Raw genomic sequence first — 13,168 nt, forward strand, 5'->3', positions numbered from 1 at the left:
AAGCATTCCTTTCATCTAGGAGGTTATCTAATTACTCACTTATTCAATAATCTTATTTTAAACGTTCCCTACTTAATTAAGGAACTAAACCAGATAATAGTAATGCTTACCTGCTTTATCCAAATCATCCATTGTGAACAAAAACAAACCGCAGCGTTAAAACGCGATGCGGTTTGTTTTTTTAAGCTAAATAAGCTTCTTTTATTTTTTCATTATGAATTAATTCCGGTCCTTTCCCTTGCAGAATAATTTCGCCCGTTTGAATCACATAGCCTCGGTGCGCGATTTGCAGCGCTTGATAAGCGTTTTGTTCAACGAGTAAAATGGTCATTCCGCTTTTATTTAATTCCATAATGATTTCAAATATCTGTTCTACAATGATAGGAGCAAGCCCCATAGAAGGTTCATCTAGCATAAGCATAGAAGGGTTCATCATAAGCGCTCGCCCGATAGCTAGCATTTGCTGCTCACCGCCGCTCATCGTTCCTCCTTTTTGAGTCAACCTTTCTTTTAACCTTGGAAAATACGTGAATACTCTAGCCATATTTTCTTCTATTACTTTTTTATTAGAAAGTGAGAATGCTCCGATCGTTAAATTTTCTTTTACCGTCATCTTAGGAAAAATCTTTCTTCCTTCTGGCACGTGAGCTATTCCTAGCCGGGCCGTTTGGTGAGGAGGGAATTTCGTGATGTGGGTGCCTTTATACACGATACTACCTGCATTGACAGGAGCTTGACCGCTAATGGACTTTAGTGTGGTAGATTTACCGGCTCCATTGCTTCCGATAAGAGTCACAATTTCTCCTTCTTCTACATCAATCGTTATTCCTTTAAGCGCTTGGATTCCTCCGTAAAAGGTGTCAACTTCAGTTAACTTTAATAGAGTCATGTGCTTTTCTCCTTTCTCTCTATCTCCTCTGCCGCTCCTTTTCCTAAATAGGCTTCGATCACTTTCGGGTGCGTACGGATATGTTCAGCGTTTCCTTCTGCAATTTTTATTCCATGATCTAATACAATAATATGATCAGAAATTTCCATGACGAGCTTCATGTCATGCTCAATTAATAAAATAGTTATTTCCCGGTCTTTTCGTATCGTGTGAATAAGATCCGTCAGCTCTTTTGTTTCACGCGGATTCATACCAGCAGCCGGTTCGTCTAATAATAACAGTGAGGGTCTAGTAGCTAACGCTCTGGCAATTTCGAGTCGGCGCTGCGCTCCATATGATAAGTTATTGGCTACTTCGTTATATAAAGCTTCTAGCCCAACGTATTCTAACAGCTTATACGCTTCTTTTTTAGCTGCTTTTTCCGCTCTTCTTGCTCGAGGTAAATTCAACAGCGTTTCAAAAGTGGTTGCTTTTAAATGATTGTGCATCCCAACTAACACATTTTCTAAAACCGTTATATTACTAAACAACCTGATGTTTTGAAATGTCCGAGAAATCCCTTGTTTTGATACGCTGTGAGGTTTTAGCCCTGTTATGGATTGACCATTTAACATAATATCACCTGAGGTTGGCTGATAAACACCTGTCACCATATTAAAAAACGTGGTCTTTCCAGCGCCGTTTGGTCCTATTACAGCTGTTATTGAATTTTTTTGAATATCCATTGTTACGTCTTGATTGGCAACTAAACCGCCAAAGGTCTTGGTTACATTTTTCACTTCTAAAATAGACAATTTCTTTCACCTCTATAGATTGACGTTTTTCTTAGCCGCTGAAATCACAGGCTGTATTTCTTCTTCAGCTTCTTCTTTCAGCTCTTTCAAATCGAACGTAGGCTGTTTAGCAGGAAGCAACCCCTGAGACCTGTATAGAGCAAATAGAATAAGAAGTCCGCCAAAAATAAATCGCTGCATTTTAGCTGGCGAAAGTGCATCTGGTATAGAGATAACCCCGTTTAAACTCAGTTGATTAAACCAATCAGTGAGCTCCGTTAATACTTGAAGATTAAGAATGGTTACAACCGCCGCTCCAAGTATGACGCCTGGAACGCTCCCCATCCCTCCTAAAATAACCATCACTAAAATCGTAATCGATTCTAACAGGGTGAAGCTGGTTGGATCGACAAACGTTTGCTTAGCGGCAAAAACAACTCCCATCATCCCTGAAAAAGAGGCACCAATAGCAAACGCAAGCAGCTTTGTTCTGACAAGGTGAATTCCCATCGCTTGAGCTGCAATTTCATTTTCACGAACCGCTTTCCACGATCGTCCTACTTTAGAATATTCAAATCGCCGTACAATAAAAATAACCGCAGCTAAGATGACTAATACTACATAATAAAACTGACTTGGATATACTAAGTTAATCCCAAAAATAGAAGGCGGCGTCACGGAGGACAGTCCCATTGCCCCGTTTGTAATATTGATCGGTTTATCCAAATTGTTAAACACAATTCGAATAATTTCCCCGAATCCAAGCGTAACGATAGCTAGATAGTCTCCTTTTACGCGCAGCACAGGTATACCAAGCAAAACTCCAAATAAAGCGGCTATTAGGCACCCTGCAATAATAAAAAACCAAAAGCTTTCTCCTGATAATGGGTACGTACCAAAAGGCATAAAATTAGCAGCTTGATTGGTCGCGAAAATTCCATACGTGTAAGCCCCAACTGCAAAGAAAGCAACAAATCCCAAATCCAACAATCCGGCCAATCCGACTACAATGTTCAACCCAAGTGCCATAGCAACATAAATGCCTACTAGCGTAGATACTTCCATATATGATTCATAAGCAGGGCCTTGGCTAGCTGAAAAAGGAAGCAACACAATTAAAATGACCCCTGCTATTAGCCATTTTAATTTAGTAGAAAGAGACATAAAGTACAGAAGTAATAATGAAAATAAAAGAAGTAAAAATGCGACGACGGACTTTTGGGCAAGCATTAAACTACCGCTTGTTGCAATTACATATATATAAAATAAAATGATTTGCGCCTTTTTGTTTCCTTCAAACCTACTCATTAATTTTTTCATCGTCATCACCTACACTTTTTCTGTAACGGCTTTTCCAAATAAGCCTTCTGGTTTAAAAATTAACACCAAAATCAAAATGGCAAATGCAAATACATCTTTATACTCTGCTCCTAAAACATTGCCGGTAATTGTTGATAAATTCGCAGCTGCAAACATTTCAAGAATGCCAAGCATTAGGCCTCCAAACATTGCGCCTCGTATATTGCCTATACCTCCTAAAACAGCTGCTGTAAAAGCCTTTAATCCCAATATGAACCCAATGTAAGGATCAATTGTTCCGTAATGAAGCGCAAATAACACACCGGTCGCGCCTCCTAGAGCCGAACCAATAAAGAAAGTAAGAGAAATAACTTTGTTTACATTAATGGACATTAATGAAGCTGTATCAGGATCTTGAGCTACAGCTCTCATTGCCATTCCCCATTTGGTCCGATTGACGAAAATTTCAAGTCCGATCATTAAGCAAAAAGCAACAAGTAACACTACGATAAACGTTACTTTAAATGTAGCATCATCAAATGATGATGAAAGAGAAGAAGCACTAACCGATACTTTTCCTGAAAATAAAGCAGGGGTATTAACAATATAGTTACCATTCTTAAGTTCCGTAATGAAGCGCACAAAATCCTGTAATAGAAACGACATTCCGATAGCTGTAATAAGTGTAATTAGTTTAGAAGACTTGCGCAGGGGGCGGTAAGCTACTCTTTCAATTCCCATACCAAGAAACCCAGTCGCAACGCTCGTAATAAGAAGAACTAAAATTAACGTCACAACAGCTGGAAAAGCTGCAATCCAACCTACGCCTGTTAACCCTATTAAAATAGCGGTTCCGATAAAGGCGCCTGACATAAAGATTTCGCCGTGTGCAAAATTGATGAGTTCTAAAATGCCATATACCATCGTATAACCTAGGGCAATAATTGCATATACAGCTCCTAATGTTAGTCCGTCAATTAACACTTGCGGCAGCGTTTGTATAATATGAGCAAACATATAACCTCGTCCCTTTCGTCCTATAAAATCGATTTTAAGAAAAGAAAGGTACGGAACATCCATACCTTTCTTTTCTAAGGTTTACTGTGAGATTTCTCCTTCTAATTTAGCTGGGTACGAAGGAGCGTCAAACTTATAGATAAAGATTTTAGCGTATTTATTGTCTCCTTTCTCATCAAATCCTACCTGTGTAAGTTCTCCTTTGTATTCTTTAATACCGCGTACGGCGTCACGTACTGCTTCATGAGAAGGAAGCTTTTTATCATTGTCTTCAATTGCTTTTTGAATACCTTGAAGCATAACTTTCATGGAATCATACCCGTATACAGAATATGACTCTACTTTTTTATTGAATTTCTTCTCATAATCTTTAGCAAATTGCGTCTTGGAAGCATCGCCTGCTACTGACGTAAGATACGTATCTTTTACAGCATCTCCAGCAATATCAACCAAAGTTGATGAGTCTAAGCCATCCCCTCCCATAAACTTAGCGGTAATTCCTTTGTCACGAGCTTGTTTAATTAAAAGTCCGCCTTCTGCATAAAGACCACCAAAATAAACGAGATCCGGCTTTTCTTTAGAGACTTGATTTAACACGCCGTTAAAATCTTTTTCTCCAACCGTAATTCCTTCAAATCCAACAATTTTTGCTCCTTCTTTTTCAGCTGCTGTTTTAAAAGCATCTGCAAGCCCTTGTCCGTAAGCAGTTTTATCTTGAATGACAAAAATATTTTTTGCTTTCAACTCTTTAACAGCATATTCAGCTCCTGCAGGTCCTTGGAAGTCATCGCGCGCTACAATGCGGTTAACCGTTTTTAACTTTCGATCTGTTACGTCCGTTGCTGTACTTGCAGGAGAAATCATTGGAATGGAATATTTCTCATACGTTTCAGATGAAGGAATGGTAACCCCTGAATTTAAATGTCCTATCACTCCATAGACGGCTTTATCGGATCCAATTAACTGAGCGTTCGCTACGCCTTTTTTAGGATCGCCCTGATCGTCATACGGTACAAGCTGAAGTTTATATCCTAATTTTTCAAACGTGTCTTTTTCTTCATCAAGAGCTAGCTGAGCTCCCAGTTTGATCGCTTCACCCAACGTCGCACTACCTCCTGACAAAGGGCTTTGCGTAGCAATTTTAATAACATTGCTGCCTTTATCTTCTCCTGATGTACTGTTGCTCCCACAGCCAGCTACAAATCCTACCGATAAGACCGTTGTTGCTAAAATAGATAACATTTTTTTACTTAGCATGTAGTAATCGTTATAAAGCGCTTAATAGCGGCTAGTCTTTTATAACGATTTTCCCTCCCTTTGTTCGCGTCTAGAACGCTTTTTATCTTTGCAACAAATGTCATCTCTGAAAACGGTGAAACAGCTTGCTGTTTATGTACATCTTTTTTCACATCCTTTCATAATAGATTCACTTTCATATATAAAGAGACACTAATAAAAGTAAAAATATAGTTATTTTTTACTATTATAAAAGGATAAACAGCAGTATTTCACCAAACTTGTCAGTAATAATGACACATATTTTTATAATTTTCCCAATTTTATAAAAATAATTTTAATTATATTCACTTATTTTTTGTGATATACTTTTTGGCTATATATATAACAAAAAAGCATGTCACCCTAAGGAAACATGCCGTGTAACTATTCAACCTAAAAAAAGGTGCATATTATGCACCTTTTATATGACCCTTTGTTTTCTCTTTCTCCCTAAGTTTAACTATTATTTCGTAATGCCTGTGATCCCTCTTCCCCTGTTCGGATCTTAATCGCATTTTTTAATTCATAGATGAATATTTTCCCATCTCCAGGCTGACCTGTATTTAGTACTTTTCTTGCTTTATCAACAACGTCAGATACTGGAACTTCGCATACCACAATTTCTACTTTAATTCGTGCGTGCATATTGTCTTGTTTTTTAACGCCTCTATAAAGTTCCGTAATGCCTTTTTGCAACCCGCACCCCAGCGCATCTGTAACTGTAATACCGCTAACGCCAATTTTCGCCAGTTCTTGCTTAAGCTCTTCAAACTTTGAAGGGCGTGTAATAATTTCAATTTTTGTTAAAACATCACTCACTGTGCCCACCCCTTTTACATATTCGATTCGTGATACGCTCTTTCACCGTGCAGCGTAATATCAAGCCCAAGCGTTTCTTCTTCTTGTGTCGCACGCAGAGATACAATTAATCCAACCACTTTAACAATAATGAAGGTAGCAATGCCGACAAATAGATACGTTGCTACGATAGCCACCAGCTGTTTCCAAAGTAGACTTGGATCTCCGTAGAATAAACCATTCGCACCGGCGTCATTTACAGAAGTTGTGGCAAATAAACCTGTTGCGATACCTCCCCACGTTCCCCCAATACCGTGAAGACCAAATGCATCTAACGCATCATCGTAACCGATTTTCTTTTTAAGTGAGAAGATACCCCAGAAACAAACCGCTCCGCCGATAAAACCAATTACAATAGAAGCAAACGGTGTAACGAATCCACAAGCTGGTGTTATAGCTACAAGTCCAGCAATTGCTCCCGAAACGGCTCCAAGCAGCGTAGGTTTTTTATTAATAATCCACTCTACTACAAGCCAGCCGATAATTCCTGTTGCTGCCGCTGTATTCGTGTTAATGAAAGCCGTCATTGCAACGCTGTTAATTGTTAAAGAACTTCCAACGTTAAAACCAAACCACCCGAACCAAATCAGCATTCCGCCTAAAAGAGTTAGCGGTAAATTGTGAGGTGCTGCGGCATCGGCATTTTTTCGTTTTCCAACAACAAGAGCTAGAATTAATCCTGCTACACCTGACGAAATGTGAACGACGTTTCCTCCGGCAAAGTCGATCGCTCCTAGTTCACGAAGCCATCCGCCAACTCCCCAAACCCAGTGTGCAACGGGTGCATATACAAATAATGACCATAGGATAGCAAATAAGATAAATGCTGAAAACTTCATGCGCTCTGCAAAAGCACCGGAGATAATAGCTACTGTTAACACAGCAAATGTTAGCTGAAACATCATAAACATGTTATGCGGGATCGTAGCACTGTAGTCCCCGTTTGGAGTAAACCCGACTCCTTTTAATCCTACCCAGTCCAAGTTACCAATAAAAGCATTGCCACCGGTCGAAAATGCTAGAGAATAGCCAGCTACTATCCAAAGAACAGATATGACTGCTAATGAACCTACGCTATACATCGCGGTACTTAACATGTTTTTACTTCGAACCATGCCTCCGTAAAACAATGCAATAGCTGGTGTCATAATCCAAACCAATAATGCTGAAAAAAACATAAATACTGAATCGCCCATTTGCATGATGATTTCCCCCTTAAGTACGAATAAATAACCCCTAAATTTAATGTTAGATTATATAACATCTTTTGTTATGTTTACTATCATATTTGATTTGTATGTATTTAGCAACTACTTTTTGCAAATTTTTTCAGAAAACTTTTGTTTTTTTATACACTTTTCTTTTTGTTATTTATTCTCCTATGTACACATAAACTGAAATATTATTTATATGTGTTAGAATTTCTAACACAAAAAAATCCTCTTCTTGGAGTAGAAGAGGATTTTTCTTTACAAATACATATATACGCCTGGTCCTAGAGGAATACCGAATACAGCAAAAACAATCAACATTATAATCCAAATTCCTAAAAAGGCTAAAGTATAAGGAAGCATAAGTGAAATGATGGTTCCAAGCCCCGCTTTCGGCTCGTATTCTTTCATAAAGGCTAAAATGACAATCATGTATGGATTTAAAGGAGTGATTACATTCGTAGACGAATCCGCTATTCGGTAAGCTGCTTGAATAAATCCAGGGTTGTAGCCTAACAGCATGAACAATGGAATAAAAATAGGTGCTTCTAGTGCCCATTGAGCGGAGCCGCTAAAAATAAGAAGGCTTAGAACAACAGTTAAAAATACAAAACCAACCACAACTGGAAGTCCAGTTAGATTTAGTGCTTTTAATGCATCCGCTCCTTCTACTGCAATCCACGTTCCAATATTAGTCCAATTAAAGTAAGCGATAAATTGAGCAGCCGCAAAAATAAGGACAATATAGCTAGCCATATCTTTCATCGAATCAGTCATATAAGCAGGTACATCTCTAGAATTTTTGATTTTCCCTACTGTTATTCCGTAAACAGAGCCAACTACCACAAAAAACAGCAGCGTAATCGGAATGATACCATCTAAAAAAGGAGATGGAACAATTCCACCGTCTTCATTTCGTAGAGGAGAGTTGGGCCAAAATAAGAAAACAGCTAGTACAACGACATAAATACATGTAGCAACGATACTGTTTTTTAATCCTTTTGCTTCTGCCTCACTAATTTCACCAAAATCATTGCGTTTTTTTCCTTTATAATTGCCCAGCCTAGGTTCTACAATCTTTTCGGTGACGACCGCCCCTATAACGGTCAAAACAAATACAGAAGCCGCCATGAAGTACCAGTTTGCTGCAGGACTTACAGCAGTGCTTGGGTCAATTGTTTTGGCAGCTTCAGTCGAAATGCCTGATAACAATCCGTCGGTTCCAGATATAATAAGATTCGCTGTAAAGCCTGATCCCACCCCAGCAAATCCTGCTGCTAATCCAGCAAGCGGGTGCCTTCCTACTGTATAAAAAATCATTGCGGCAAGCGGAGGCACGATGACAAAAGCAGCATCTGCCGCTAAGTTGGCCATAATCCCTGTAAATATGATGGCGTATGTAATAAGAGCTTTTGGAGCATTTAAAATCGTTTTTTTTATGGCCACTTCAAGCAGACCTACTTTTTCTGCAAGTCCGACTCCAAGCATCATAGCAAGTACAAGTCCTAGGGGCTTAAATTCAGTGAAATTGGTCAGCATCGATGTTAAGATATACTGAATGCCTTCATGCAACAACAAACTTTTAATTGGAAGAGTTTTATTAGTACCAGGATGGACCACCGTTACTCCCATACTATTAATAGCAACAGATGCTACTACGATAATAAGCGCTAGGCATACAAACAAAATAAAAGGATCAGGTAGTTTGTTTCCGAACACTTCTACTCTTCCTAATAGTTTGTCTAGAAAGGTTGTTGGGTGTGATTTTTGCTCTGTTTGCAAATTAGGTTGTGTCATGCTTTCTCTCCTTTTTCTTTTAGATTCTTTCCTTTTAATTACCAAAACACTATTAGTACATAATAATCTGAATATTTATATTATTCAAGTATTATTTTTAAGGGCTTTTTATTTATCTATTAAAACTAATAGCATTTAGATAAATAGAAAGGCAGAAGATATCTTTTTAATCGACAACAAAAAGCTCTCCGTTTGAAGAGAGCTTTTTGTTATTTCGCTATACTAGACGGAGCAGACTCTTTTCCTGACTCATTAACAGCTGTTACATAGTAACGAGACTGAGATGCGTCGGAATCAGCAAAGCTTTTTCGCTCAAATTCCGAAACGCTGCCAATATGGACAAATGTTCCGCCTGGTTTCTTTTTATAAATTCGATAACCGACAATATTGCCTTCTCGTACCGCGTACCACGTAAGCAAATTACCGCTCATCTTTACATGTGTAGGAGGTTGCGGGGCAGTTGCTTCACGCTCCAATTCTTTTGCTTGGTCAGCTTTTAGTTCTGTATAGACAACTAACCTCTCTTGATGGGTTCCTTCCTCACGGTCAAACGTGCCTGTGCACGTAATCAGATTTAAAGTACGTTTGTTGCTGTACCCAAAAATTTCGTTTAGAGGTGCCTTATCTCGCGGATAGCTTTTTATACGTTTAACAACAAAAGTAAGCGTGGTCCCCTGTGCATCTCTTACGGTAATTTCATCGTCTTTTTTTAAGTTTTTTAGATTGTAAAAGACGGCAGGGCCGGTTTTACTGTCTACGTGTCCTGCTAATACAGCATTTCCTTTTACGCCAGGTTTAGCTCCTGGTTCAAACCAAGCAACTCCATTTTCTGTAGATGGTGCTGCCATTTCACCGTTATCTAACAATCCTACTTCTTCAATTGAAGCCTCCACACCAATAGCAGGAATGGACACTTTTTCAGGGATGATTCCTTTGAATTCTTTGTTTAACTGTTTAGCTTCTGTTTTATGTTTTTTTAATACAGCAAATTCTTCTTCAAGCGTTACCCGGCTTTTTAGATCCTTTGATTGTGCTTCTTTCTCTTGTTGCTTAGCTGCAGCCTGTTGCTTTGTTTCTTTTGCTTCTACCATTTGTTCTTTAAAATATAGTCCGCCGCTAACAAGCAGGACTAAACTTAATATACAATAGGCAAAAACAATCGCTTTTTTCACATCGTCACCTCATTTCACAGCTGTTTATAAAAAAGAAGAGAGAACAACCTCTCTTCTTTTTTCAGGACTCTTGACTTGTAATCGATAGGGAAAAGGAGAAAAAATATTATTTGCTTACTGGTTTCTTGCGTAAAATAACTCCAGCTGTTAATACGGCTAATGAACCTAGTGCAATATAGATCGCTGTTAGTGGGTTCATCGTTGATTCAGATGCCCCGCCCATACCTGTTTTCGGCATATCTGTTGGCATAGCTGTTTCAGCAAACTTATCGGGGTTTTGTTTTACAATCGCTTCACCTAGAGCTTGGCCAACACCAAACATTAATTTATACCCTTCACGATACGTATCATAACTTCCAGCGTAGTCACCGGATGCATATTGCTCAAATGTTTTAATAACCGTATCTTCATGTGCTTTTATAGCTGCCTGTGCGTCTGCAGTTGGAAGGTTTCCATCTGTTGCTGTTCCTAAGAATGTACCAAATTCTTGCGCGAATTTATGGAGCTTATCTTTTGCAGCCTTTTCTCCTGCTTCATCGCCTTTTACTTGTGCACTTACTAATTCAGCTTGGGCATTGATGTGATCTCCTTGCCAAATTTTTTCGAATTGTGCAGCTCCTTCATCGCCGTATACTGAGCCGATTGCAGCTTTAAAATCTGCTGTGTTAGCATTTTCTAGCCAGCTGACGTAGTCGTAATCTTTTGAACCGTTAAACCCTTTTTCCATTCCCATTGTTGCTAACGCAAAATGTTCTGCTGCTAAGCTGTTTAATGAAGAACGTAAATCTGCTGCTGGTGTATCTACTTTGGTATTATCGAATTTATCGGGCATTTGCGTTACGATTGCATTTGATAACGCTTTACTAATGGCAAACATTTGCTGATATCCTTCGCGGTATGTCTTCGCGGCTGCCTCATAGTCACCTTCTACATAATCTTCAAACGTTTCTTTTACTTGATCTTCGTGCACGCGAAGCGCTTCTTTCGCAGCATCTTCAGGTAGTTTACCTTCCGTAGCAGTGCTTAGAAATTTAGCAAATTCATTCACGAATTGATCTACTTCTTTATCTACTTCCGCCATGGCTTCTTTGTCGTTTTCTTTTGTTGCTTTTACAAAATCATCTGTGTAATTGTTGTGTTCTCTAAAAATCCGTTCAAACTCAGCCGCTCCTTTATCACCATAGATAGAAGCAATAGCTGGTTCCATGTCGACGGCATTTTGATCGAGTGCTTTGAACGCAGCGTCAGCATCTTTAGAACCGTCATAGGCTGTTGTCATAGCGGCAACGGCAAGCGTAAAGTGTTCAGATAATAAGTAGTCTAAGTTCGCTCGTAGATCTGAAGCTTTTGTTACTGCCGTTGGTTTTGCTTCCTCTGCATTTGCAATAGTCGGCATCAATAGTGAAGCTCCTAGTACAGGGATCATTAATTTTTTACTTAATTTCATCATTTTCCACTCTCCTCATTTTTAGTTGATATACGCCACTTTTTTCATTCTTACTACATCTTAAACCATTAAATAGATTGAAGATTTTGAATATTCTATATATTAAACCTTCATGTTCCCTCACATTTAATGATTCTTTTTAGGAAGTATTCTCTTTCTATCTACTAAACGATTGCTGAGTGACGTTGGATCACTCTTTTTAAAAAAATTTTTAAAATGTCATCTTCTTGAAGAATTCCTTCCCTTTCTACTTATCTAACGGACGCTTTGTTCAGCTAGATCACTTTTTTTAAAAAGTTTTTACCCGCCTTTTTTCAAGAATCCCTTCCTTTTATACTTACCTAACGATCACCTTATTCTGTTGGATCACTTTTTAAAAAATTATTTTAAATTCAAAAGAAAAAGAAAGGTTTCTATAGGAAACCTTTCTTTTTCTCTTTACTTATTTAAAAAATTCCACATCACGTCGTTTACTTCTTGAGGCTTTTCATGCTGAGGAGCATGAGATGCTTCAGCCAATCGATGAACAGATATGTTTGGCACATATTCTTCAATGCCATCTAAGTTTTCAGGCATAAACGTAGGATCTTGATTTCCCCAAATAATCTGTACAGGGATGTTTAACACTTCCTCTTCTAACGGAAACAAAGATTTTCTTTGAAGATCTTCTTCCGTGAAGATTTTTAAATTGCGGTAATAACTTAGCATTGACAGCACAGAGCCATTTTCCCAAGAGTTCTTGTATGCTTGAACATCATCAGCTGTTAGATATCCTTTTTTTACACCTGGGTCGATCACAAGCTTACGCAAACCGGAGAAGTTGTCTCGTTCCATATAGTCCTGTGCTTCTTGTTTTTGAAACCATTTCATATACTCACTTGCTTTTTGCTGATTTTTATTTGTTCTAAGCTCACGCATAAATGTATAAGGATGCGGACCGTTAAAAGCAATTAATTTTTGTACATATTCCGGGTAGCGATAAGCAAATGTCCACCCAATTCCTGCTCCCCAGTCGTGTACAACTAGCGTGCAGGAGCTATATCCTAAACCTTCAATCACTTGGCGAATATCTTCTACTAATACATCAATCTCGTATGATTCTAGTCCGCTTGGCTTTTCAGATAAGTTATATCCTCTTAAATCCAAAGCAACTGTGTGAAAATCATTAGAAAATTCTTCTATCTGATGTCGCCAAATATGCGAAAAGTCAGGAAAGCCATGAAGAAATAGCATAAGCTCTCCCTGCCCCTTGCTTATGTAGTGCAAATTAACGCCATTTACATTTATATACTGTTTACTCATTGTTCATTTCCTCCTTTATAAGTAGCTGTAGAGCAGTATAACGCTGTAAAAAATGAACGTCAATTCATTTGCTTCGTTCACTTCTTTTTATCTCTTTTTATGAATATAGTTAATTATTTAGAGTG

At 38.5% G+C, this 13,168-nt stretch carries 12 protein-coding genes; all 12 read right to left on the reverse strand.

Going from position 1 to position 13,168, the window contains the following annotated elements; all coding sequences use genetic code 11:
* Window positions 1–181: 181 nt before the first annotated feature.
* The 12 genes from ACO1DI_RS26900 to ACO1DI_RS26955 all read right to left on the reverse strand — a co-directional run bounded on the left by ACO1DI_RS26900 (window position 182) and on the right by ACO1DI_RS26955 (window position 13,043).
* Window positions 182–889: an ABC transporter ATP-binding protein gene (locus tag ACO1DI_RS26900; protein ID WP_042992066.1), complete on the reverse strand. Its 708-nt coding sequence runs from the start codon at window positions 887–889 to the stop codon at window positions 182–184.
* Window positions 886–1,683: an ABC transporter ATP-binding protein gene (locus tag ACO1DI_RS26905; RefSeq protein ID WP_115654233.1), complete on the reverse strand. Its 798-nt coding sequence runs from the start codon at window positions 1,681–1,683 to the stop codon at window positions 886–888. The genes ACO1DI_RS26900 and ACO1DI_RS26905 overlap by 4 nt, the downstream gene beginning before the upstream one ends.
* A 12-nt stretch (window positions 1,684–1,695) precedes the next feature.
* Complete coding sequence (locus tag ACO1DI_RS26910) at window positions 1,696–2,982, reverse strand: branched-chain amino acid ABC transporter permease (RefSeq protein WP_014459528.1); 1,287 nt, start codon at window positions 2,980–2,982, stop codon at window positions 1,696–1,698.
* Window positions 2,983–2,991: 9 nt separating this feature from the next.
* The gene (locus ACO1DI_RS26915; protein ID WP_014459527.1) at window positions 2,992–3,978 is read right to left on the reverse strand and encodes a branched-chain amino acid ABC transporter permease; all 987 of its coding nucleotides are present in this window, start codon (window positions 3,976–3,978) and stop codon (window positions 2,992–2,994) included.
* A gap of 81 nt (window positions 3,979–4,059) precedes the next feature.
* The gene (locus ACO1DI_RS26920) at window positions 4,060–5,235 is read right to left on the reverse strand and encodes a branched-chain amino acid ABC transporter substrate-binding protein (RefSeq protein WP_014459526.1); all 1,176 of its coding nucleotides are present in this window, start codon (window positions 5,233–5,235) and stop codon (window positions 4,060–4,062) included.
* Window positions 5,229–5,387 (reverse strand): hypothetical protein, encoded by a 159-nt coding sequence (locus ACO1DI_RS26925; protein ID WP_014459525.1) that lies wholly within the window; start codon window positions 5,385–5,387, stop codon window positions 5,229–5,231. The genes ACO1DI_RS26920 and ACO1DI_RS26925 overlap by 7 nt, the downstream gene beginning before the upstream one ends.
* A gap of 325 nt (window positions 5,388–5,712) precedes the next feature.
* Window positions 5,713–6,075, reverse strand: a complete 363-nt coding sequence (locus tag ACO1DI_RS26930; protein ID WP_013057611.1) for a P-II family nitrogen regulator — start codon at window positions 6,073–6,075, stop codon at window positions 5,713–5,715.
* A 14-nt stretch (window positions 6,076–6,089) separates the two neighbouring features.
* Complete coding sequence (locus ACO1DI_RS26935; RefSeq protein WP_013057612.1) at window positions 6,090–7,316, reverse strand: ammonium transporter; 1,227 nt, start codon at window positions 7,314–7,316, stop codon at window positions 6,090–6,092.
* A 267-nt stretch (window positions 7,317–7,583) separates the two neighbouring features.
* Complete coding sequence (locus tag ACO1DI_RS26940) at window positions 7,584–9,122, reverse strand: AbgT family transporter (RefSeq protein ID WP_423145764.1); 1,539 nt, start codon at window positions 9,120–9,122, stop codon at window positions 7,584–7,586.
* A 209-nt stretch (window positions 9,123–9,331) separates the two neighbouring features.
* Complete coding sequence (locus tag ACO1DI_RS26945; protein ID WP_014459523.1) at window positions 9,332–10,294, reverse strand: class F sortase; 963 nt, start codon at window positions 10,292–10,294, stop codon at window positions 9,332–9,334.
* 106 nt (window positions 10,295–10,400) lie between these two features.
* Window positions 10,401–11,744: a hypothetical protein gene (locus ACO1DI_RS26950; RefSeq protein ID WP_014459522.1), complete on the reverse strand. Its 1,344-nt coding sequence runs from the start codon at window positions 11,742–11,744 to the stop codon at window positions 10,401–10,403.
* 435 nt (window positions 11,745–12,179) lie between these two features.
* Window positions 12,180–13,043 (reverse strand): alpha/beta fold hydrolase, encoded by an 864-nt coding sequence (locus ACO1DI_RS26955; protein WP_226701351.1) that lies wholly within the window; start codon window positions 13,041–13,043, stop codon window positions 12,180–12,182.
* Window positions 13,044–13,168 lie beyond the last annotated feature (125 nt).

The organism is Priestia sp. 40 (genome assembly GCF_049368575.1).
GTDB lineage: Bacteria > Bacillota > Bacilli > Bacillales > Bacillaceae_H > Priestia > Priestia zanthoxyli.

Bases quoted from the DNA above. Each gene is read 5' to 3' on its own strand.
- ACO1DI_RS26935 (WP_013057612.1), bottom strand. From the start codon at position 7,316: ATGCAAATGGGCGATTCAGTATTTATGTTTTTTTCAGCATTATTGGTT.
- ACO1DI_RS26920 (WP_014459526.1), bottom strand. From the start codon at position 5,235: ATGCTAAGTAAAAAAATGTTATCTATTTTAGCAACAACGGTCTTATCG.
- ACO1DI_RS26950 (WP_014459522.1), bottom strand. From the start codon at position 11,744: ATGATGAAATTAAGTAAAAAATTAATGATCCCTGTACTAGGAGCTTCA.
- ACO1DI_RS26955 (WP_226701351.1), bottom strand. From the start codon at position 13,043: ATGAGTAAACAGTATATAAATGTAAATGGCGTTAATTTGCACTACATA.
- ACO1DI_RS26900 (WP_042992066.1), bottom strand. From the start codon at position 889: ATGACTCTATTAAAGTTAACTGAAGTTGACACCTTTTACGGAGGAATC.
- ACO1DI_RS26915 (WP_014459527.1), bottom strand. From the start codon at position 3,978: ATGTTTGCTCATATTATACAAACGCTGCCGCAAGTGTTAATTGACGGA.
- ACO1DI_RS26910 (WP_014459528.1), bottom strand. From the start codon at position 2,982: ATGAAAAAATTAATGAGTAGGTTTGAAGGAAACAAAAAGGCGCAAATC.
- ACO1DI_RS26940 (WP_423145764.1), bottom strand. From the start codon at position 9,122: ATGACACAACCTAATTTGCAAACAGAGCAAAAATCACACCCAACAACC.